Annotated in this window: 20 protein-coding genes; 18 read left to right on the top strand and 2 right to left on the bottom strand. The window is 45.6% G+C overall.

Features of this window, described 5'->3' with window-relative positions:
- The first annotated feature begins 125 nt into the window (after nucleotides 1-125).
- The 8 genes from MHH49_RS10100 to MHH49_RS10135 all read left to right on the top strand — a co-directional run bounded on the left by MHH49_RS10100 (nucleotide 126) and on the right by MHH49_RS10135 (nucleotide 9752).
- Nucleotides 126-1412, top strand: a complete 1287-nt coding sequence (locus MHH49_RS10100; protein ID WP_036677809.1) for an adenylosuccinate synthase — start codon at nucleotides 126-128, stop codon at nucleotides 1410-1412.
- A gap of 190 nt (nucleotides 1413-1602) precedes the next feature.
- Nucleotides 1603-2247 carry a hypothetical protein gene (locus MHH49_RS10105; protein ID WP_036677811.1) on the top strand — a complete coding sequence of 215 codons (645 nt, stop codon included), beginning with the start codon at nucleotides 1603-1605 and terminating at the stop codon, nucleotides 2245-2247.
- 316 nt (nucleotides 2248-2563) lie between these two features.
- Nucleotides 2564-4111: a M23 family metallopeptidase gene (locus tag MHH49_RS10110; protein ID WP_036677813.1), complete on the top strand. Its 1548-nt coding sequence runs from the start codon at nucleotides 2564-2566 to the stop codon at nucleotides 4109-4111.
- 191 nt (nucleotides 4112-4302) lie between these two features.
- Nucleotides 4303-5034 (top strand): response regulator YycF, encoded by a 732-nt coding sequence (yycF, locus tag MHH49_RS10115; RefSeq protein WP_036677815.1) that lies wholly within the window; start codon nucleotides 4303-4305, stop codon nucleotides 5032-5034.
- Entirely contained in the window at nucleotides 5034-6863 is a 1830-nt protein-coding gene (gene walK / locus MHH49_RS10120; RefSeq protein ID WP_036677817.1) for a cell wall metabolism sensor histidine kinase WalK, read from the top strand. The genes yycF and walK overlap by 1 nt, the downstream gene beginning before the upstream one ends.
- Nucleotides 6860-8152, top strand: coding sequence for a YycH family regulatory protein (locus MHH49_RS10125; RefSeq protein ID WP_036677820.1), 1293 nt, complete (start codon nucleotides 6860-6862; stop codon nucleotides 8150-8152). Before walK ends, MHH49_RS10125 begins: the two co-directional genes overlap by 4 nt.
- Nucleotides 8153-8190: 38 nt before the next feature.
- Nucleotides 8191-8931, top strand: coding sequence for a two-component system regulatory protein YycI (gene yycI, locus MHH49_RS10130; protein WP_036677823.1), 741 nt, complete (start codon nucleotides 8191-8193; stop codon nucleotides 8929-8931).
- 14 nt (nucleotides 8932-8945) lie between these two features.
- On the top strand, nucleotides 8946-9752 hold the full coding sequence (locus MHH49_RS10135) for an MBL fold metallo-hydrolase (RefSeq protein ID WP_036677825.1): 807 nt from the start codon (nucleotides 8946-8948) through the stop codon (nucleotides 9750-9752).
- Here MHH49_RS10135 and MHH49_RS10140 read toward each other — a convergent pair.
- Nucleotides 9721-9927, bottom strand: a complete 207-nt coding sequence (locus tag MHH49_RS10140) for a hypothetical protein (protein WP_036677826.1) — start codon at nucleotides 9925-9927, stop codon at nucleotides 9721-9723. The genes MHH49_RS10135 and MHH49_RS10140 overlap by 32 nt on opposite strands.
- Nucleotides 9928-10315: 388 nt before the next feature.
- Here MHH49_RS10140 and MHH49_RS10145 point away from each other — a divergent pair, with 388 nt between their 5' ends.
- The 8 genes from MHH49_RS10145 (at nucleotide 10316) to MHH49_RS10180 (ending at nucleotide 19044) form a co-directional block, all read left to right on the top strand.
- Nucleotides 10316-11563: a S1C family serine protease gene (locus MHH49_RS10145; protein WP_036677827.1), complete on the top strand. Its 1248-nt coding sequence runs from the start codon at nucleotides 10316-10318 to the stop codon at nucleotides 11561-11563.
- Nucleotides 11564-11982: 419 nt separating this feature from the next.
- Entirely contained in the window at nucleotides 11983-12183 is a 201-nt protein-coding gene (locus MHH49_RS10150) for a cold-shock protein (protein ID WP_019914582.1), read from the top strand.
- 92 nt (nucleotides 12184-12275) lie between these two features.
- A complete protein-coding gene (locus MHH49_RS10155) occupies nucleotides 12276-12503 on the top strand; it encodes a cold-shock protein (RefSeq protein ID WP_036677829.1) in 228 nt (75 codons plus the stop codon).
- A 222-nt stretch (nucleotides 12504-12725) separates the two neighbouring features.
- The gene (locus tag MHH49_RS10160; protein WP_036677831.1) at nucleotides 12726-14129 is read left to right on the top strand and encodes a cytochrome ubiquinol oxidase subunit I; all 1404 of its coding nucleotides are present in this window, start codon (nucleotides 12726-12728) and stop codon (nucleotides 14127-14129) included.
- On the top strand, nucleotides 14116-15132 hold the full coding sequence (gene cydB, locus MHH49_RS10165) for a cytochrome d ubiquinol oxidase subunit II (RefSeq protein ID WP_036677832.1): 1017 nt from the start codon (nucleotides 14116-14118) through the stop codon (nucleotides 15130-15132). The genes MHH49_RS10160 and cydB overlap by 14 nt, the downstream gene beginning before the upstream one ends.
- A complete protein-coding gene (gene cydD / locus MHH49_RS10170) occupies nucleotides 15132-16898 on the top strand; it encodes a thiol reductant ABC exporter subunit CydD (RefSeq protein ID WP_036677834.1) in 1767 nt (588 codons plus the stop codon). The genes cydB and cydD overlap by 1 nt, the downstream gene beginning before the upstream one ends.
- Entirely contained in the window at nucleotides 16895-18646 is a 1752-nt protein-coding gene (cydC, locus tag MHH49_RS10175; protein WP_036677835.1) for a thiol reductant ABC exporter subunit CydC, read from the top strand. Before cydD ends, cydC begins: the two co-directional genes overlap by 4 nt.
- A gap of 230 nt (nucleotides 18647-18876) precedes the next feature.
- Complete coding sequence (locus MHH49_RS10180) at nucleotides 18877-19044, top strand: CxxH/CxxC protein (RefSeq protein ID WP_063829780.1); 168 nt, start codon at nucleotides 18877-18879, stop codon at nucleotides 19042-19044.
- A 98-nt stretch (nucleotides 19045-19142) separates the two neighbouring features.
- Here the strand turns inward: MHH49_RS10180 and MHH49_RS10185 are convergent, their stop codons facing one another.
- Nucleotides 19143-20555 carry an MFS transporter gene (locus MHH49_RS10185; RefSeq protein WP_036677836.1) on the bottom strand — a complete coding sequence of 471 codons (1413 nt, stop codon included), beginning with the start codon at nucleotides 20553-20555 and terminating at the stop codon, nucleotides 19143-19145.
- A gap of 142 nt (nucleotides 20556-20697) precedes the next feature.
- Between MHH49_RS10185 and MHH49_RS10190 the strand changes: the two genes are divergently transcribed.
- Entirely contained in the window at nucleotides 20698-21048 is a 351-nt protein-coding gene (locus MHH49_RS10190; RefSeq protein ID WP_036677838.1) for an ArsR/SmtB family transcription factor, read from the top strand.
- 259 nt (nucleotides 21049-21307) lie between these two features.
- On the top strand, nucleotides 21308-21787 hold the full coding sequence (rlmH, locus tag MHH49_RS10195; RefSeq protein ID WP_036677839.1) for a 23S rRNA (pseudouridine(1915)-N(3))-methyltransferase RlmH: 480 nt from the start codon (nucleotides 21308-21310) through the stop codon (nucleotides 21785-21787).
- The last annotated feature ends 117 nt before the right edge of the window (nucleotides 21788-21904 follow it).

Raw genomic sequence — 21904 nt, forward strand, 5'->3', positions numbered from 1 at the left:
CTGAGAATTGTCCTTTAGCGGGTTAAATCTGCTTGGCGTCCGGAGGGCCACGTACATAAGAATGACGTATAGGGCCCATATTATGAAAAATAATGGTGCTAAGTAGCACCTACGGAGGAATGAACATGTCAACGGTAGTCGTCGTGGGAACACAATGGGGAGACGAAGGTAAAGGGAAAATCACTGACTTTCTAGCGGAAAGTGCAGATGTGGTCGCCCGTTATCAAGGGGGCAATAATGCCGGTCACACGATTCTGATTGACGGTGAGAAGTTTAAGCTCAGCTTGATCCCTTCGGGTGTATTTTATAAAGAGAAAACTTGTGTAATTGGTAACGGAATGGTTATTAATCCGGCTGCCTTGATCCAAGAAATTAATTATATTCACGAGAACGGTTTTGACACTAAGAACTTAGTGATCAGTGATCGTGCTCATGTCATTATGCCATACCATATGGTGCTGGATGCTCTCGAAGAAGACCGTAAGGGTCCGAACAAGATTGGTACTACACGTAAAGGTATCGGTCCTTGTTATATGGATAAGGCAGCACGCAACGGTATCCGTATTGCTGACTTGATGGACGCTGAGGAATTCGAACTGAGACTCCGCCCCTTGATGCAAGAGAAGAACCAAGTGATTACACAGGTCTATGGTGCGGAAGCTCTTAACGTAGAAGAGATTCTGACTCAATATCTGGAATATGCAGAAGTGCTGCGTAATTATGTAACAGACACCTCTGTTATTCTTAATGAAGCCATTGATGCGGATCGCAAAGTGTTGTTTGAAGGTGCGCAAGGAGTAATGCTTGATATCGATCAAGGTACGTATCCGTTTGTTACTTCATCCAACCCATCTGCCGGTGGGGTATGCATAGGTTCTGGTGTGGGACCGTCCAAAATCAAACAGGTTATTGGGGTTGCAAAAGCCTATACCACTCGTGTTGGAGATGGCCCGTTCCCTACAGAACTGAATGATGCAACAGGTGATTATATCCGTGAAACAGGTCATGAATATGGCACAGTTACCGGACGTGCGCGCCGTGTAGGCTGGTTCGACAGTGTAGTTGTGAGTCACGCTCGTCGTGTAAGTGGAATCACAGGGCTATCTCTTAACTCGCTGGATGTACTTAGCGGACTTGAGACTGTGAAGATCTGCACAGGCTACAAATACCGTGGTGAGGTAATTACTCATTACCCTGCTAGCCTCAAAATGCTGGCAGAATGCGAAGCGGTATATGAAGAGCTTCCAGGCTGGAGCGAAGATATTACTTCTGCAAAAACGTTGGATGATCTTCCAGCCAATACACGCAGATATGTTGAACGTGTATCTGAGCTTACGGGTATTCCGATTGCTATCTTCTCAGTGGGTCGTAACCGTGAGCAGACGAATCAAGTATTGCCAATTTATATCTAAAACCTAGTTATACTAAGGAGCCTCGTTAGAGGCTCTTTTTTTTGTTCTGAGGACTATATCTCTCTCTTTTGGGGCCTAGATTTATGCCTAGACGTTTCCCAAGGCCGGTTCTAGTCAATACTGGATGTATAGAAGAACATGTACATGATCTACCAGATAGACTTGAACATAGGTGAGAGGAGAAATGAAGATGAAGATCGTGAAGCGTGCACTTAGCGTATGTCTGATTGTGGTACTTGCCAGCACTCTTTCAATTCTAACAACGGGCGTGGTTGTAAATGCTTATATTCAGTCGGTACTGGCTAGCTTCGATATTAAAGTGAATACTCCCGGTCCGGGATTTGGAGGAATGATTCGGAGCATTATTGGCATGGATAACAAATCTGACTCGGATACAGCTAATAAAGAAGTAACCACAGGGAGTACAGTTAGCAAGGAGACCGACAAAAGCACGGATTCGCCAGCTAAAGGCAAGGGTGAGCCCGTAGATGATAATACTCCGACTGATGCCTTACCAGTTATGGGGCAAGTTACAACCGAAAGTTCAGCTGATAACGGAAGTGGAAGTGTTGGTGACCAACAATTAGTAATGACACCTGAGGCACTCAGTGACTTCAAAGATAAGCTTCCATCGGAAGAGAAGGTAAATATATTCAATATTTTGATGTCCAAACTACCCCAGGATGAGATGGCAAAAATTTCAACAGCGATGGAGGATGGATTAACAGAAGATGAGGTTAAAGAGCTGCAGCAGGTAATTGCAAAATATGTTGATGCAGACGAATATGAGAGCATAATGAAAATGCTTACACCAACTACAGAATCTACGCAATAGCATTTGTAATTGTCACTTTATAGACACATGAAAAAGGTTAAAATTTCATATTTGCGCAAAAAACCCGCGTATTTGGCGGGTTTTTTGTTATGTCTAAAGTTGAAATTTTTCTCTAAGCTATGGTACAGTAAACAAGGACCTCAAGAGGTTAATTTTTTGTAACCTCCTTAACAACCTTTTTATAGGTTCATTAGAAGCAGGAATTAAGCACTAGTATACGCAGAAATTTACATGGATGTAATCTATATAATCGAGGTCGTACAATTAGCTTGGCCGCTTTTGTCGGAAGTAAAAGCGGACTGAAAGGGAGAGTTTCATGAAGGGATTTAAGTTCATGCGTCGGATGAGCAAGCTGCAAGATGGACATCCAGCAGAGTCCGAGGCGAATGTTCAACAGAGCCACAATTTCGATCACGACTCCAAACACTTTCAACAAGAGAAAGGTACTCGCAGATTTCGGCGCGCTTGGATTTTGGGATCTGTCGGCCTTGTGCTTCTAGCTACGGTGTTGGTTGGAGCAGAGAAAAGGTATGTAGCTGCTAACACGGTTACCTATTATCAAGTGTTGGTGAAGGGTGAAGAAGTCGGAAGACTTACCGATCAGACGCAGCTTAACCAGCTATACGATAAGAAACAACGAGAATATCAGGAGAAATATCCGAATTCAACCATGGTGCTGCAAACAGAGGGCATTACAATAGAAGAGCAGAAGGCATACAAGCCAGAAGTTGATAGTGAGGCGACACTTACTAAACTAGATGGAATGCTGAAGGCTTATGCGGTAGGCGTACAATTGATGGTAGATGGCAAGGCTGTTGGCATAGTTAAGGATCAGGAAACTGCTAATGCAGTGCTTGAAGGGGTAAAAAATCATTATGTCCCACAAGCAGAAGTAGCAACGACGGCTAGTAAGCTAACAAGAACGGCTGCTTCCAGCTCATCTGCTGCAAAAGCGAAGACTCCGGAGCAAGTAGAGTCGGTAGAGATTAGTGAAGATATTTCTATCGTTCCTATCAAAGCAGATCCTAATAAAGTGTTGGATGTGGAGGCAGCGGTCCAGACACTTACCGAAGGTAAAGAGGCGCCCCTTCTTTATACCGTTCAAGAGGGTGATACGATTTCGGGGATTGCCAAACGGTTTGAAATCACCCAAAAAGAGATTTATAGTAACAATCCTAACGTGAAAGAGCTGACGTTGAAGATTGGAGATACACTGAAGCTGAAGGTACCCCAACCAGATGTTACAGTAGTAACTGTGGAAAAAGTGACTGAGCAAATAGTGACTGAGCCGGAAGTGGTTGTGCGTTCGAGCGATCAGCTAGCGGCAGGCAAAAGCAAAGTCGTTCGTCCAGGGCAAACTGGACTTAAAGAAATGGAGTATCGGGTAACGAAGGAAAATGGTACGGTCGTCCAAGAAGAATGGTTAGGCCAGACCGTTATACAAGCCTCGCTGCCAGAAGTTGTTTATCGGGGAACGAAGGTTGTTGGTGAAGGAACAGGCATGTTCAGTTGGCCGGTAAGCGGGGCGACACTGACAAGTAGCTTCGGCGAGCGTTGGAGCCGTGCCCATAAGGGTATTGATATGGTATCTAGCAATCGGAATATAAAAGCTTCTGATGCCGGGACCGTGATCTTTGCAGGTGTGCAGAGTGGATACGGGAATGTAGTTATTGTAGATCATCGCAACGGATACCAGACCTATTATGGTCATTTAAAAAGCATCTCGGTTTCTACAGGCCAACGCTTGGAGCAGGGTGGCAAGATTGGCGTAATGGGCAGCACCGGACGTTCGACGGGTACACATCTGCATTTTGAGATTCGGAAGAATGGCACTGCTGTAAATCCAATGAAGTATTTGCAATAATTCATACTTTGTCCTTTAACTGCTCGATTTCAATCGGGCGGTTTTTATTTTTTTTAATCTACGAGTGACGGCAAAGCCGTTTCTTTTTGCTGGGCAGGGGGATTGCTTATTTCGTAGGATGTGACGGTTAGACAGGTATGTTAAAATAAAGGAATGATCATTAAGTAAGGATAGGAAGGTGAAGCTGGGACATGCAGATGGGAACGATTCTGGTAGTAGATGATGAACAGCCTATTGCTGATATATTGAAATTTAATTTAGAAAAAGAAGGCTACGAGGTTATTTGTGCTTTTGATGGCAACAGTGCAGTGGAGCTGGCATTGTCCAAAAGGCCCGATCTTATGCTGCTTGATCTTATGCTGCCCGGCAAAGATGGTATGGACGTCTGCCGCGAGGTGCGTTCTGCGCACTTGGACATTCCTATCATTATGCTTACAGCCAAGGACGGAGAGATTGATAAGGTACTTGGCCTGGAGCTTGGTGCTGATGACTATGTGACCAAACCTTTTAGTACACGTGAATTGCTGGCCAGAGTTAAAGCCCAGATGCGGAGACAGCATAAACCGTCACCACAGGGGATGGCGAGTGAACCAGCAGAGAATAAGCAGGGCATTTATCATTTTGATCTGTTTATAGATACAGATATGTATTTGGTCTATAAGGGCGGGGAGCCGCTTGACTTGACCCATCGTGAATATGAGCTGCTCTACTATATGATCAAACATGCCGGTAAGGTGATGACTCGGGAGCATTTGCTGCAGGCAGTGTGGGGATTTGAGTATTTCGGTGATGTGCGGACCGTTGACGTGACGATCCGTCGTCTAAGAGAGAAAATTGAGGAGAACCCCAGCAAGCCCGAATATATTTATACTCGGCGTGGACTCGGCTATTTGATGCATAGCCCTAAAAATGGAGGACTGTGATGAAGTGGCGGTCCTTTATCCGGACAATTCAGGCAAAACTTATTATTATTTACGTATTGCTAATTCTGATAGCTATGCAGTTGATCGGGGTTTATTTTGTCAGCTCGATGAAGAACTCGTTAACAGATAATTTCACCAAGGACCTTAAAGCACGTGCTGAGATGTTGTCTATCCTGACTGCTGATAAATTTGGTAGTGAGGCTGGAACCGCAGATGAGGAAACCGCTGTGGAAAGTCTGCGCGGAATGGTCAATAATCTGTACATTAACGGGGCTGAGATTCAGGTACTGGATGCCAGCGGCAAAATCATCACCACTTCCGTTCCCTCGCAGAATGACTATGTCGGGCAGCGTAACACCCAGACAGTTGTGAATCGGGCCTTGCAGGGCATCAGTGATAACGAGGAATATATTATTGCCGATGATAATGTGCGTAAAAAGGTTGTGGCCAAGCCTGTGCTCTCGGGTGACAAGGTAGTGGGCGCAATCTATATTGCTGCTGACATGAAGGATCTATACGCCACGATGGGCCGGATCAATAGTGTATTTATCTCAGGTTTGCTGTTAGCTCTAGCGTTAACGGTTGTTTTATGCGTCATTCTGGCGCACACCATCACGCAGCCTATTAAGGAAATGACGAGGCATGCTACGGCTGTCGCTGAAGGCCGATTCAATCGTAAAATGCCCGTATTGGGCAATGATGAAATTGGACAACTCAGTCAGGCGTTCAATTATATGACCGGTAGATTGCGTGAGGCACTCTCGCAGAATGAAGAGGAGAAGGAGAAGCTTACCTCTATTCTGACGAACATGAGTGATGGTGTCGTGGCTACAGATGAGAACGGAGTAGTGATTCTGATGAATCGGCGGGCAGCGCTGATGCTCGGAAATGAAGGACCGTTGCCGGAAGGTGCCCCTCTAGATAAATTGTTGGGCTTAGATTACGAACAAAGCGGATCTCTGGCTAAAGGCAATGCCCAATCTGCAATGCTTCATCTGACTCATATGGGTGGAGAAGATTCTAATATCGTAAGAGTGACGTTTACTCCGATTCATCGTCGTGAGGGTGGCATTGCCGGCACAATTGCTGTGCTGCAGGATGTCACCGAACAGGAGAATCTGGAGGAATCACGCCGTGAGTTCGTGGCGAACGTTTCGCATGAGCTAAGAACACCACTTACCACTATTAAAAGCTATGTTGAAGCACTGGATGATGGAGCACTTGAAGATCCGCAGCTGGCGGTTCGATTTGTTGGGGTTATTCGCAACGAAACAGAACGGATGATTCGTCTGGTCACGGATTTGCTGCATCTTTCCCGTCTGGATTCCAAGGAAGCTCTTCTTCGAATTCAGCAGACGGATATTACCGAGATGCTGGAGGATGTGGCGGATCGTTTTTCTTTTCAAATTCGGCAGAAGCGTATAGATATAAGTACAAGGGTCCGCAAAGATGTTACCACGGCGTGGCTTGATCGCGATCAAATCGATCAGGTCTTGGGGAATTTGGTCTCCAATGCGCTAAAATATACGCCAGAAGGCGGTACGATTGAACTGGAAGCGTTGAAGAATGAGGATGGAATGCTCTCCATTTCTGTGCGTGATTCGGGGATAGGGATTCCGAAAAAGGATATCGAGCGGATCTTCGAACGATTTTATCGCGTGGATAAGGCACGTTCGCGGAACATGGGAGGCACCGGACTTGGCCTTTCCATTGCCCGGGAAATTGTGAAGGCACATGGAGGCTCCATTTCCCTGCAATCCGAGCTAAATGAAGGTTCAAAGGTAACCTTTACCCTGCCTTTGAACGAGCAAAGGGGGAGTGAGGCATGAAGGAACGAATCAAATCATGCATTCTAGCCTTGCTCGTGCTCGGAAGCCTGGTTGAAAGCTATTATTTGATCTACCGTTTGCCTGGTGCTGATTCAGCAGTGCTTTCTGAGAACCTGTATGTGAAGACAGATAATATGGGTCCGGAAGAGAAGGTAGAGAACCTGTTATACCCTGACAAAATGATCATCCATATGGGAGAAGGCAAACATACGCTTTTTTATCCGGACTCTACGTTCTATAGCTTGATCATGAATCGCTTAAAAGGTCGTGGCTTCGAAAGCTTCCAACGGCACTCGGTACAGGATTATGATTGGGATAAGATCCGCAATGAGAATCCTGGGATTGAGCTTTCATTCGGAGCGGGCATTCCGGTAACGTTATTGCAGCGGGTGATGCAGTTATCGCCAGATTCCCTTTTTGAAGGAGAAAGCATTGATCGCATTTGGATCTATAACATTAAGAATGATTCCAAGGCCCATGCTATTTTCTTCAGTACGAGAGGCGACATCATATACGAAGCGGCAAAAGCGGATTTAACGGTTCAGGATGTGCAGCAGCATGTTGATTTCGGTAAGAATTGGACGCCTTACAAGACCGTAAGCGGGGATTATTATGTGCCAGACAGTAAGATTTCTCTGGTTCAGGTAGACATGCCTTCCGGGATGTACACCATAGAGCAAATGCAGAGTAATCTTTTCTTCGATGTTGGAAGCACTAGATATATTCGGGAGAAGAACGGCTCGGAGATTTATACGGATAGCAAACGGAGCCTTCAGGTGGACCAGGGTAAGAACTGGATGAGCTATAGTGACCCTGCGGCGCTTCCAGCTGGAGAAAGTACCCCTGCCAAGGATGCTTTGGAAGCTGTAGAATTTGTGAACCAGCATGGCGGATGGAATGGGACTTACCGTTTGGAGGCTACAGAGGAAGGCAGACAGGAGAGAAAGGTCTCTTTTCAACAATATTATGGCTCCTATCCGTACGGCTCCTATCCGATAATGAGCAATTCATCATTACAGTATGGTGTAATAAATCTGGAACTGCAGCAGGGAACAGTATCCTCTTATGAACGTTCTCTAATTTATATAGATGAAAGTAAGGCCGTAAAAAAGGTAGTGGAGCTATCTGGAGGTGCGGATCTGGAGTATAGGTTGTCTCTGGTCAGTAAAACTTCGGCAGTGAAGGATTTAACGCCTGCTTATGTGCCTGAGGTGAAGGAAGATCATCTGGAGCTGATACCTGTCTGGAAAGTTACACTTAGTGATGGCAGTGTTCTTACTTTAAATTAATGGACAAGTGGTTCATATAACAATTAGGAGGTTCGGGTATGGATTGGGGAAGAGCTAAAAATGTACTGATTTGCGCCTTTTTAGGTCTGAATCTGCTGCTATGTTACCAGCTGTGGGTCGATTTGCGCGATCAGGTTAGTGCTAATCTTGATTTTACTTCCCTGTCTGCTGAGACCCAAGCCGTAATGGAGCAGAAAGGGATTCGTGTATTGTGTCCCATTCCGGCGTCTACCCCGCAGCTTCCTAACATTACTTATCGTTATTCTGCTGAAGAGCAGACTGAACCACCAATTAAATTAGATGTACCTATAGACAGCAAGCTGATCTATTCTTCCTTCTCAGAGCTTAGCAAGGCGCTTGAGGATAAGATTCCTGACATTTCCAATTATCGCTTTGATTCACAGGAAAGTGAGGTAGGAAAGTTCGTTCTTCATCCGCTGGTTCAAAATCAGTGGTCGTTGTTCCGTGTTAGGCTAGAGTTGATTAACAGTGATCAAAAAATCGTAGCTTACCGCTGGCCGAAGATTGAAATAGGGACAAGCAGCAGCGATAAAGAACAGAAGGTGCTTCCAGCATCGCAAGCACTTAGTAGCTTGATAGAGAAGTATTTTCCGGCAGATTCCGTAGTGAAGGAGATTGAGCTGGGGTATTACGGTGAGCTGTTCAACTCGGAAAGTCAGGTAGCTTCGCCGATGTGGCGGTTTATGCTGGAGAACGGCAATGCCTATTATGTGGATGCTATTAGTGCGGACATCATCAGTCCTAAGACAACAGAGTAGAAGGAGTAAGGAAAATGGGGATTTCATTTACAGTACTGTCCAGTGGTTCTACCGGCAATGTAACGGTGGTACGAAACGGGGAGACAACACTTATGATTGACGCAGGTTTTAGTGCCAAGCGGATCGATGAGCTGTTGGCCATGCGTGAACTAACGGGTAATGATATAGACGGGATTCTAGTTACACACGAACATTCCGATCATATCAAGGGACTCGGGGCCATGGCCCGTAAATACGATCTTCCGATTTATGCGAACACCAATACCTGGGGAGCTATCGAGAAGGGAATTGGTAAAATACCGGAGTATAACCGGATGATCATGGAGTCTGGCCAGCACAAGGATTTCGGCAGTATGCGAGTAGAATCCTTTGCGATTTCTCATGATGCAGCGGAGCCAGTGGGTTACAATTTTTATGATGGAAAAGAGAAGTTATGTGTAGCTACAGACCTGGGCTATGTTAGTGATAAGGTAAGAGATGCAATTTCAGATGCAGATGTATTGGTGCTGGAGGCGAATCATGATATCGAATTGCTGAGAATGGGACGTTATCCGTGGAATACGAAACGGCGCATCCTAGGCGACATGGGTCACCTTTCCAATGAGGCAGCTGGAGCTGCGCTTAGCGAAATTCTTACAGGGCGGACCAAACGGACCTATTTGGCGCATTTAAGCCGGGATCACAATATGATGGATTTGGCAAAAATGTCGGTACGCGGCGCAATGGAGGATCGGGGCTGTTTTTTCAAAGATAGTGAGTTCAGACTGTGTGATACGTATTATGATCAACCTACGCCATGGGATAAGCTGAGCCAGTCATAAGCTGATCAAGTTCAGCGGTCTTGCGATCTAATTCTTGGCGGGAGATTAGGCCTTTTTCAATCATCAATTCGATCATTGCGCTAAAGGCAAGGGTCATGTGGTAGTGTTCATCCTTTAAGTCACCAAGCTTACCGATAAACTCGACTAAATCCATACTTGTTGAAAAAGAACTCATAATTAATCCTCCTTTAATAGTGTGAATTTATAGTGTAATTAGAACTGAAAACTGTAAAAAATTCGCAGGTGTTTTAGCTGAGGAAAATCCCGAATTGCAGGTTGCCTGTGATACAATTAAAAGCGTGATGAGCAAAGCTAAAATTTTAGGGACACTTCTATTTTATTGTAGTCTTTTAAGTTGCAAAATATTCCTAATAGAGAAGATATATTAAAAGATTATCATAATCTAACGATTGATCGAAACTCTTGTGGGGTTAATGGATAAAGTGAAACTTTTTAGTGATATTTGGAGTCTAATGGTTACAGAGGTTTGGTTCGGACGTGGTTGCTATAGGTTCAGGTCTTAACAACAGTGAACGCTTGGCAATAGAAGGGGGAGATTTTCGGTGGGATTGTTTGATGATGATTTCTATTCAACTAAAGTTTCGCGGTCCAGAGGGGATGAAGCATCAAAGGGATCGTTTGCTAACCGTAGACATTCTGTACGCAGATCGCGTAAAGGGCTATCTACCTGGCAAATATCCGCCGTTTGCTCCTTAGTCAGCGCTGTGGTGGCAGTTCTGTTATTCAGTATGTTTACAGGCCAGATGAGTCATGAGACTGCTCAAAAGCCGGTTGTAACAACTGGAAATGTTGCCCCAAGCAGTAGTGATCCATTTGACCGGATTATTCAAGCTGCTGCCACGGTTCGCCCTGCAGTAGTAAGTATTATCAATCATAAAGAAGATAATGAAGAATTAAACATTCTGGATGAGTCCGCACTAGGCTCAGGAGTGATCTATAAAAAGACAGGAAATAAAGCATTTATCATTACCAATAATCATGTCATCGAAGACTCCGGTAATCTCGAGGTAGTTACAGTGAACGGAGAGACCCGTAAGGCAACACTCGTTGGAACGGATAAAGTAAGCGACATTGCGGTACTCTCTATTGATGCCAAAGGAATCGATACCATCGCGCAGCTCGGTGATTCCTCTAAGCTTCGTCTAGGTGAAACGGTCATTGCTATCGGTAATCCGCTAGGACTTGGTGATACATTGACCTCGGGGATTGTTAGCTATACTGAACGGATGGTTCCCGTATCCCTTAATCAGGATGGAGTATATGACTGGGAACAAGAAGTGATACAGACCGATGCGGCGATTAATGAAGGAAATAGTGGCGGCGCGTTAGTGGATCTCGATGGCAAGGTCATTGGAATTAACACGATGAAGATTTCAGACACGGGTGTAGAGGGTCTGGGTTTTGCAATTCCTGCGAATCATGTGATAGATATCGCTAATGAGCTGGCTGAAAAAGGGCATATTGCACGTTCGTACTTGGGTGTATATTCAGTTGATTTAAACAATCCGTACGTTCCACTAGCAGAAGATCAACGCAATGAATTGAACCTGCCGAACAGTGTTAAGGATGGAGTAGTTGTTCTAGAAGCCGTTGGCCCTGCGAAGGAAGCTGGACTGCAATTCAATGATGTCATTACCAAATTTAATGATCAATCCATCATATCTACCCTTTCTCTTCGCAAGTACTTATATAATCATACGAAGATCGGTGATGATCTGAAAATTACTTACTATCGAAACGGCGAGGCCAAACAGGCAACAGTTAAACTTCTTGAAAAACCACAGGAATAATATGCTGGAAGTCGGTATATAATGATATAGCAGTTACGACAAGTAGAGCGGACTACCCCTTCGATTCCGAGGGGGTACCTTCTTGAAAAAGCGGATAAAAGTAACGTTTTTGGGAAAGCTATTTTTCTAAAACCATGATAATTATGCCAGAAAAAGGATCTATTTAGGGAATAAACACTAAGTGGCAGCCCTTACATTGGAAGGTAATACTTATTAGGGCAAAACCGGATATATTCGGATGCTTGCTTGCCTTTGCTAATCAGGTGTGGTAATATGATATCAATCATACATTTAGTCCCTAATTCTCGCATTGAAAAGGGCTGTCATATTTGGTAATACAACCTTTTTCAATGTGTGAATTTTTTCTTTGTTTGAAGATAAAAAGAACATATTAATTTAAATTTGTGGAGGTAACACACATGCAAACAGGTACAGTTAAATGGTTCAACGCAGAAAAAGGATTCGGATTTATCGAAGTTGAAGGCGGAAGCGACGTATTCGTTCACTTCAGCGCAATCACTGGCGACGGCTTCAAAACTTTGGACGAAGGCCAACGCGTTGAATTCAACGTTGTTCAAGGCAACCGTGGACCACAAGCCGAAAACGTTGTAAAACTGTAATAATAGAAGAAACCGTCCCAGCTTGTGAAAGTTGGGACGGTCTTTTTATATCTAGTTACTCACTATTGACTTACAGGATGGGAGGAACGGCAATGAACTACCGGAAGAAACCTTTGGAAGAAATACCGGAAGAAAATACCGCAATTTGGGCATGTACCAATGAGGGATGCAACGGATGGATGAGGGATAATTTCGCATTTGAACATGCGCCTTCTTGCCGTCTATGTGACTCTCCAATGGTTCGCAGCACGAAGATGCTACCCCAATTGCTTAATTCGAATGGCGATCTCAAATCGCTGAAGAAGGGTATTTCCATCTAACCAATACCTAAATGAGTCAAGCATTTAATAGAACGACGAACCACTCAAGACGGGTAAACCGTCTTATTTTTTTTGCTTTCTTTATGCTAAATTGTGATCTTTGTCACAAATCATTTGAATTTCACCGTTAAATGACTATCTTTATGTGACATTTATCACAAAAAGAAGCTTAAATTTTTGACAGAATATAATTAACGAAAAGGGGAGAAGGAAGGGACAAATATGGATACAGTAATGCTGTCGCGTATACAATTTGCGTCGACGACAATATTCCACTATTTCTTTGTACCGGTATCAATCGGACTAGCGCTCTTGATTGCAATCATGGAGACAATGTACGTTAGAAAAGGTAATGAAGAGTACAAAAAAATGGCGCAGTTCTGGGGAAAGCTATTCCTCATCAATTTTGCAGTAGGGGTAGTTACAGGGATATTGCAGGAATTTCAGTTCGGGATGAACTGGTCCGATTATTCACGTTTTGTGGGTGATGTATTCGGGGCTCCACTTGCAGTTGAGGCATTGGCAGCCTTTTTCCTGGAGTCTACTTTTATTGGGATATGGATATTCGGCTGGGATAAGGTTTCCAAGCGAGTACATTTACTGTCCATCTGGCTGGTAGCATTCGGTACGATGTTATCTGCATTCTGGATTCTAGCGGCTAACTCTTTTATGCAGCATCCTGTGGGTTTTGAGATAAATAATGGACGTGCAGAAATGAATGATTTCTTCGCGCTTATTACGAACGGACAATTGCTGGTTGAATTCCCACATACAGTACTGGCTGCTTATGCAACAGGTGCTTTTCTTGTAACAGGTATTAGTGCTTATAAAATATTGAAGAAACAAGAGGTTTCTTTCTTTAAGAAGTCTTTTCAGATTGCAGCTATCGTAGGGATTATTTCTTCTATTGGTGTAGCTGTTGCTGGTCACGCCCAAGCGCAATATTTGGTTGAAACTCAACCAATGAAAATGGCAGCTTCCGAAGGACTGTGGGGTAAGAGTGGTGACCCGGCACCTTGGACCGTATGGGCAAACATTGATCCAGAGAATCAAATCAGTACTGGAGAATTTCAAATTCCTTATATGCTGAGTTTCCTTTCATACAGTAAATTTTCCGGTGAAGTTAAAGGTATGCTTGAGCTGCAAGCGGAGTATGAGCAAACCTATGGCCCCGGTGACTATATTCCACCTGTACGTACGACATTCTGGAGTTTCCGGATCATGGTTCTAGCAGGAACGTTAATGATTGTATTGGGAATGTACGCTATGTACTTAATGTGGCGCAAAAAAATGGACCGTCCGAACACTTGGTTTATGCGGTTCATGTTATGGGGCTTGTTGCTTCCTCCGATTGCGAATACAGCCGGTTGGGTTATGACCGAATTCGGGCGTCAGCCATGGACGGTATTCGGACTGATGACAACGGAAGACAGTGTGTCGCCTAATATTACAAGTGGTCAAGTTCTGTTCTCCGTGATTTCTTTTACAACGATTTATTTAATTCTAGGATTAGTGTTGGTCGGATTGTTTATTAAAGTGATTAAAAAAGGTCCTTATGCGATGGATAACGATCACGGCGATTCGAATGATCCATATAACGAGGAGGGTTCCCATGATATCTCTTAATGAATTGTGGTTTGTGCTGATTGCAGTTCTGTTTATAGGGTTCTTCTTCCTGGAGGGTTTCGATTTCGGCGTAGGGATGGAAACACAAATTCTCGCTAAAAATGATACAGAGCGCCGTGTTCTGATTAACTCGATCGGACCCTTCTGGGATGGGAATGAGGTATGGCTTATCACCGCTGCGGGTGCAATGTTTGCGGCTTTCCCGGAGTGGTATGCAACGCTGTTTAGTGGATTCTATATTCCTTTTGTATTTGCCTTATTAGCTCTGATAGCGCGTGGTGTTGCTTTTGAATTCAGAGGTAAACGTGATTCATTGGCTTGGAAAAGAACTTGGGATGCTTGTATCTTTATCGGCAGCTTCCTTCCACCATTCCTCTTGGCTGTAGTGTTTGCAAGCTTTATCAAAGGGTTGCCTATTGATGGGGATATGCAAATGTATGCAGGGTTCACAGATATCGTGAATGTGTACACTGTAGTAGCAGGGCTTACTGTTGTCCTTCTGTGCCTGGTGCATGGTCTCATGTTCACAACGCTGCGTACAGTGGGTGATCTACAGGCTCGCGCTCGCAAGTTGGCACAAAAATTGCTGATACCACTCGCAGCTTTATTTACTGCTTTTGTGATTATGACTTATAATATGACGGATATTTTCGAGCAACGTGGAACGGTTCTTATGATTATTGTAGCCATGGGAGTTATCGCCTTTGTACTGTCCGGTTACTTCATGACGAAGAAGAAGGACGGCTACGCTTTTGGAATGACAGGAGCGGTAATGGCGCTTTCGGTAACTTCTATCTTTGTAGGATTGTTCCCGCGTGTTATGATTAGTTCAATTGATCAAGCTTTTAATTTGACGATCACTAATGCGGCTTCGGGCCATTACTCTTTGAAGGTAATGACGATTGTGGCACTGACCATCCTTCCGTTCGTATTGGGATATCAAATTTGGAGTTACTTTGTCTTTCATAAACGGGTTCACGAGAAGGAGCATCTTGAATACTAATGGATAAAAACTTGCTTGGGTATAAAGGAGTTAAGCCAGTCTTTCTGATTGTAGGCTTCCTTACCCTGGTGCAAAGCTTGTCCATACTTCTGCTGGCTAAATCGCTGGCAGAAGTCATCTCTGCGCTATTTGCGGGAGAACCTCTGAAGGAACAATGGGGCACTGCGCTATTGTTCCTTCTTGCATTTCTTGTGCGCCATGCTTGTGCTATGCTGATGAGCCGTGTCTCTTACCGCTTCGCGGAAGCAACGGGCAGCACTATGCGGAGGGAAATGATGGACAAGCTCTTCCAGCTTGGCCCTAGAATGGTGGGCGGGCGTGGAACCGGGGATCTTGTTACACTAGTGCTGGAAGGCGTAACTAAATTCCGCACGTATCTGGAAGCAATCATTCCTAGAATGGTAGGGATGTCTGTTACACCGGTCTTGGTGCTTATTTACGTCTTTACGATGGACACTACGAGCGGGATTATTCTTACGGTAACTATGCCGATTATTATTGTTTTTATGATTTTGATTGGGATGACGGCCCGTAAGCAAATGGATCGGCAGTTGAAATCATATCGCACATTATCTAATCATTTTGTAGACTCACTACGTGGGCTAGAAACATTAAAATTTCTAGGACGAAGTCGTAGTCATAGCGACAGCATTGCTACGGTCAGCGATCGTTATCGCTCGGCGACCATGCGTACGCTGCGAGTGGCCTTTTTGTCATCGTTCGCCCTGGATTTCTTCACTATGCTGTCTGTAGCATCTGTAGCGGTAAGCCTCGGTTTACGGCTTGTAAATGAACAGATGACATTGGTTACGGGCTTAACGATTCTAATCTTGGCTCCGGAATATTTCCTGCCTGTCAGATTGGTGGGTTCAGATTTCCATGCTACTTTGGATGGGAAAGAAGCCGCTGAAGCAATGAAGAGCATTATAGATCAAGATGAGGTGAAGGCTGAAGTAATCGGCCCTAACGGTAATCTATCTGTCGGTTCTGCAGCAAAAACATCGGAACAAATATTCACTTGGCATGAGAATAGCGTGCTCACATTAAATGACGTTAGCGTGAAGTATGAGGAAGCAGGGCTTTCTTCGCTGGAAGCGCTGAACCTGCAATTTAAAGGAGCTAGTAAAATTGGGATTATCGGAGAGAGCGGGGCCGGTAAATCTACTTTAGTGGATATATTAGGGGGCTTCTTACACCCTACCTCAGGAAGTATCACGGTTAACAGTACAACGGTTAGTGCATTAACGGATGAGGCTTGGCGAAAACAGACCTCATATATCCCGCAGCGTCCGTATATTTTTAGCGGCACGTTAGCGGATAATATACGTTTTTATTACCCTGAGGCTTCTATGGAAGCTGTTTCCGCGGCAGTGAAAGCTACTGGTTTATCGGGGCTGGTGGATACTCTTCCGCATGGTTTAGATGAGATGATTGGTGGCGGCGGCCGTTCGTTCAGCGGTGGCCAGAAGCAACGGGTGGCATTAGCCCGGGCACTGCTTAGCAGCCGTCCAATTATGCTTCTAGATGAGCCAACGGCGCATCTGGATATTGAAACGGAATATGAGCTGAAGGAGACGATGGTGCCTCTTTTTGAAGGAAAGCTGGTCTTTCTGGCTACCCATCGCCTACACTGGATGCTAGATATGGACATTATTGTAGTAATGAAGCAAGGCCAAGTGGCAGAAATCGGTACCCATCAGGAGTTACTTGCCCGCAAGGGTGCGTATTATGAGTTGATTGGGTCGCAATTGGAGGGAATCCATTGAAACGTGAAGGATGGTTTGCTCCCTATGTATCGTCGTATTTTTGGCGTTTTGTGCTAATTATTGTGCTTGGGGCGTTGACGATTTTTACAGCCTCTTCATTGATGTATACTTCAGGATTTCTGATCTCAAAAGCGTCTACACCGGTCGAAAATATCCTGATGATCTACGTGCCGATTGTTGGTGTACGTACGTTCGGAACAAGCCGAGCAGTCATTCACTACGTGGAACGGCTGATTGGGCATGACACCATTTTACGGATTCTTTCTAAAATGCGTGTGCGCCTGTACAATATTTTGGAGCCACAGGCCTTGTTCCTGTCGTCGCGTTTCCGTACTGGGGATATTCTAGGGATGTTAGCTGATGACATCGAATATTTGCAAAATGTTTATCTGAGAACTGTATTTCCAAGTGTTATTGCTTTATTGATCTACGGGGTTGTAGTGATTGCGTTGGGCACCTTTGATATCGGTTTTGCGTTATTAATGGCTTTGTATATTTTGGTGCTGGTCGTGGTATTGCCACTTATATCTTTGTTGTTCACCCAGAAACGTCAACGTGAAGTGAAGGTAGAGCGTAATCGCCTCTATCAAAAGCTGACTGACGCCGTTCTCGGTATGGGCGATTGGGTCATTAGTGGACGGCAAAGCCAGTTCGTGGAGACCTATGAAGCAGATGAGAAAAAAGTGGCCAAAACGGATGCAGCGCTGCGCAGCTGGGCGCGTCTACGTGCGTTCATCGGGCAAGCAGTTGTTGGAGTTGGCGTGCTTTCGATGTTATATTGGGCCGCCGGGGAGTATGCGGATGGTGCTATTGCAGGTACGTTGATTGCGGCGTTTGTATTGGTTGTTTTTCCTGTGGCAGATGCTTTTTTGCCAGTATCCGAAGCTGTGGAGAAAATCCCGCAGTACCGTAACTCGCTGGAGCGGTTGTCTGGAGTGGTTGGAGAAGAGCAGAATATAGTTTCCGAACAGGCATCTGTAGTCGATGTTCTACCTCAGGCCATAAAAAGTGCTCATATCCAGCTCGAAAATGTGGGTTACCGCTATGGATCAGAGGATAACTGGTCGGTTCGTGATCTCAGCCTCGACATCCCACAAGGCAAAAAAATTGCCATCATCGGCCGTAGTGGGGCAGGGAAATCGACGTTGTTAAAGGCTATTCAAGGGGTTATCCAACCTTCTGCAGGTTCGGCTATGATTAATGGAATCGCGGCGGCTGCCTATGGCGATAATATTCCTTCTATTATTGCGGTGCTAAATCAAAGCCCACACTTATTTGATACTACGGTAGCGAACAATATTCGCATGGGTGATCCGAAGGCTTCCGAACAAGCGATTAAAGAAGCTGGCGCATTAGCCAAAATGGATACGCTGATCTCCTCGTTACCAGAGGGATACAATACCTTTGTCCGTGAAGCGGGGCAACGTTTCTCCGGTGGAGAGCGTCAGCGGATAGCGTTAGCTCGTATTTTGCTGCAAAATACACCTGTCGTCATTCTTGACGAACCGACCGTAGGGCTGGACCCAAGCACGGAACGTGATCTTTTGCAGACGATGTTTGAAGCTATGGACGGTAAATCTCTGATCTGGGTAACGCATCATTTGGTTGGTGCAGAGCAGATGGATGAAGTGATTTTTATGGAAAATGGCTCGGTAGAAATGCGTGGAACCCATGCGGAGCTGATGGAAAAAGAACCACGTTACCGCAGATTGTATGAGCTGGATCGTCCAGTGGAGTTTCTAGGGTAAGATGGAGAGTTGGTAGATAACATTTATAGAAATTAGAGAGATATTAGTGAAGAGATTCCTTTTGCCCGTTTGGGGTGAGAGGAATCTTTTTTTTCGGTAGGGCAAGAATATAGACAATGGATGAACAGATTGCTGGAATGGATAGATAGGAGTTCCATTTTCGTGGGAAGTATGGTAGAACAATAGAAGGAGTATAGGCCGCAGCGGCACAGAAAGGGATGCTTGGTTGAATGTATGTAGTATGTAAAGAACATGTAGAGTTAGCCATCGACAAATTTGTGGACGAGTATGAGGATGCACCTGATATTGTGGACTTGAAGGAGACCGAGTTCTCGGACTGGGACCCGCCGGCCAAATGTGCGGAATGTGAGAAGAATGCGGAATATTTAGTGGTCTAAAGGACTGTTAAAATTTATTAAAAACACCTTGCAGTCCCGGAAATGGGCCGCAGGGTGTTTTTTTGCATGAAATAATATATGTGTTAGCCGATTAGGTCTTATGCATCTGCTGCATCTACTATGTCGGTCAGCGAGCTACTTCGGTTGCCTCGGCGGTAGAGAATAGCTGAGATGATGGCGATCAATGCTGCAATAGAGAGTCCCCAGTAGATATTGGAGTAGGCTGCAGAAAGCGGCAGTCCGCGCTGCCATTCTAGTGCGCTTGCGGCCATAGCCACGCTGAAGGCGCCGCTGAAGAATTGCAGCAGCTGGAACAGGCCCATTCCGGAGCCAATTTGTGAAGAAGGCAGAATCCGAGAGATTTCATTGGATACACTACTGGACAGTGTCGTGAAGGCCAGACTCATAATCATATAGATGAACATGACGGCAATCCATGACCGCCCAGCAAAGAAAGCGAATAGGATGGTAGCGGTCAATACGAGCAATGGTGCAAAACGCAAAATCCCCGCATTGCCATAACGGTCAATGATTCGCCCGATGGAGCGGGAGACAAAGATGGCGAGCAGCGAACCCGGAAAGATCACAAGCCCGGCATGGCTTGCGCTGAAGCCGAAACGGTGAGTCAGAATCTGCGGCAGCAGGAATAACGTGGCAAAGCTGCATAGGTAGGAGGCAACTCCGATCAGAGCCAACACGAGATATGAGCGGTTACGGAAAAGCTCCGGCATCACGAATGGATCAGGTGTGCTGCGGATACGGCCAACAAATAAAGCAATGGCGACAATTCCGGCGATCAAGGCAATCCACAGCCCGCTGGTCAGGAACAGCAGCAGCCCGGTCGTGCCGACGCCCAAGAACAGCCCACCAAGCACATCAAAGGAGCCACGGGTGGGTACTTCTTTGGGCAGCAGGATAAGGAACAGCGGCACTAGAAGCAGAATAGCTGCCGTTACAGAGAATAGCCAAATCCAGCCAAGATATTCGACGATGGCTCCGCCCGCGACCGGCCCAAGCCCTAGACCCAGCGAGACGGCTGACATAATTGTCGCCATTGCTTTGCCGCGGCGAGCTTGCGGGATATAGCGGGTAAACAGGACAAGCGACAAGGACATTACTGCGCCCGCGCCTGAGGCCTGGAGAATGCGTACGATAAGCAGGAAGATAAAGTTGGTGCTGAAAAAGCCGGCAACAGCCGCGAGGCCCAGCGTCAACAAGCCTATAACCAACAGACGGCGAATCGGCAGAAAATCAGAAAGCCGGCTGTACGTGATTGAGGCAATCGAGAACATAATAGAATACCCGGTGACAATCCAAGAAGCGGACGCAGCCGTAATCCCGAAGGCTTCGGTCACATCAGGCAGCGCCAGATTGAACATAGCCGTATTCATGATGACGAGAACCACAGCGACACTGAACAGCAGGGTCAGCAGGCCTTCTCGTGGAAGAGGCGCTTCCGGAACGGAGGCTTCATGATCCGCATTCGCGGAGAGGTTATTTACAGAAGTCATGTGCGAAGCACTCCTTTTATTATTGTTTAATAGTTCGATTACTTACGAACAATTGAAATATAGCATGCGTTGATATAAAATGCAATTAGGAACACCAATATTTTTTTCGCATTCATCGTACGACAAAAGGGGATAATCATCCGTGAAAATACTATTTCATCCGGACCGCAAGGACATTCAGCTTGCCTCCGTATTGTATGCACTCAGCGATCCGATTCGCTTACATATCGTATCGGATATTCACTTAAATGGAGAACAGGCTTGCAACGGCTTCAACGTCCCGATCGCAAAATCCACTATGTCTCACCATGCCCGTACTTTGCGCGAGTCAGGAGTTGTTTTTACACGAGTTCAAGGAACACAGCGCATGTTGTCCCTGCGGACTAAGGATCTTAATGCACGTTTCCCAGGCTTGCTGGACTCTATATTGAGCGCTTATGAAGCTGGGGGGAAACCGGATTTTGTGATGGAGGAGCAGGAAGAAAGTAAGTAGGGATGGATTGAACCTGCTGAGGACGAGGAATACATGAAATTCTAGATTCAGGCAATCTAGGAATATACGTGGGATCAGGAGATCCATAGATTGCATGAAAAATAGGACATTTAGGGACTGCGCAAGAGTAGGCCGTTTTAATTGTCGTTTCTTTTCCACCAAATATGTGATAGAACAGAAGGTACTTACTAAAACTACAAGGGACGCCCAGTGCGCGTCCTTTTGCTATTTCTATAGAGGATTATGACAGGAGGCACTTATGCTTATTCAAATTATTGGCGTAGGAAAATTGAAGGAAAAGTACTTGATCGATGGCATCGCGGAGTATGCAAAACGGCTGACACCATACCTGAAGTTTCAGGTCATTGAGGTGGCAGATGAAAAAGCACCCGATTCTCTAAGCGAAGCAGAGGTCGTGCAGGTAAAGGGACGCGAGGGCGAACGCATCCTCGCGCAGATTAAGAGCGAGGCGCATGTCATTGCGCTCGCGATCGACGGCAAGCTGTGGAGCTCGGAAGAGCTTGCCGCAGAAATTGACCGGCTCGGCACCTACGGGACGAGCCATGTCGTGTTCGTCATCGGAGGGAGCCACGGGCTCTCCGACGAGGTCATGCGCCGCGCGCAGCAACGCATGAGCTTCGGGCGCATGACGCTGCCTCATCAGCTCATGCGCCTGGTGCTGGTGGAGCAGGTGTATCGCGCGGTGAAGATCAATCGCGGTGAACCGTATCACAAATAGTGGTAAAGCGGAGAACAGAACTCAATATTAGTTTAAATGACTTGAACTGCACAGCATAACGGTTAAAGCCAATACAATTGAAATAACAAAAATGTAAAAAGAGCCTCCACTTCGATT

This window comes from Paenibacillus sp. FSL F4-0122, from assembly GCF_038002845.1.
Taxonomy (GTDB): domain Bacteria; phylum Bacillota; class Bacilli; order Paenibacillales; family Paenibacillaceae; genus Paenibacillus_AQ; species Paenibacillus_AQ odorifer.

Coding starts and splice junctions, on each gene's coding strand:
- MHH49_RS10100 (WP_036677809.1), top strand. CDS start 126: ATGTCAACGGTAGTCGTCGTGGGAACACAATGGGGAGACGAAGGTAAA.
- MHH49_RS10105 (WP_036677811.1), top strand. CDS start 1,603: ATGAAGATCGTGAAGCGTGCACTTAGCGTATGTCTGATTGTGGTACTT.
- MHH49_RS10110 (WP_036677813.1), top strand. CDS start 2,564: ATGAAGGGATTTAAGTTCATGCGTCGGATGAGCAAGCTGCAAGATGGA.
- yycF (WP_036677815.1), top strand. CDS start 4,303: ATGCAGATGGGAACGATTCTGGTAGTAGATGATGAACAGCCTATTGCT.
- walK (WP_036677817.1), top strand. CDS start 5,034: ATGAAGTGGCGGTCCTTTATCCGGACAATTCAGGCAAAACTTATTATT.
- MHH49_RS10125 (WP_036677820.1), top strand. CDS start 6,860: ATGAAGGAACGAATCAAATCATGCATTCTAGCCTTGCTCGTGCTCGGA.
- yycI (WP_036677823.1), top strand. CDS start 8,191: ATGGATTGGGGAAGAGCTAAAAATGTACTGATTTGCGCCTTTTTAGGT.
- MHH49_RS10135 (WP_036677825.1), top strand. CDS start 8,946: ATGGGGATTTCATTTACAGTACTGTCCAGTGGTTCTACCGGCAATGTA.
- MHH49_RS10140 (WP_036677826.1), bottom strand. CDS start 9,927: ATGAGTTCTTTTTCAACAAGTATGGATTTAGTCGAGTTTATCGGTAAG.
- MHH49_RS10150 (WP_019914582.1), top strand. CDS start 11,983: ATGCAAACAGGTACAGTTAAATGGTTCAACGCAGAAAAAGGATTCGGA.
- MHH49_RS10155 (WP_036677829.1), top strand. CDS start 12,276: ATGAACTACCGGAAGAAACCTTTGGAAGAAATACCGGAAGAAAATACC.
- MHH49_RS10160 (WP_036677831.1), top strand. CDS start 12,726: ATGGATACAGTAATGCTGTCGCGTATACAATTTGCGTCGACGACAATA.
- cydB (WP_036677832.1), top strand. CDS start 14,116: ATGATATCTCTTAATGAATTGTGGTTTGTGCTGATTGCAGTTCTGTTT.
- cydD (WP_036677834.1), top strand. CDS start 15,132: ATGGATAAAAACTTGCTTGGGTATAAAGGAGTTAAGCCAGTCTTTCTG.
- MHH49_RS10180 (WP_063829780.1), top strand. CDS start 18,877: ATGTATGTAGTATGTAAAGAACATGTAGAGTTAGCCATCGACAAATTT.
- MHH49_RS10185 (WP_036677836.1), bottom strand. CDS start 20,555: ATGACTTCTGTAAATAACCTCTCCGCGAATGCGGATCATGAAGCCTCC.
- rlmH (WP_036677839.1), top strand. CDS start 21,308: ATGCTTATTCAAATTATTGGCGTAGGAAAATTGAAGGAAAAGTACTTG.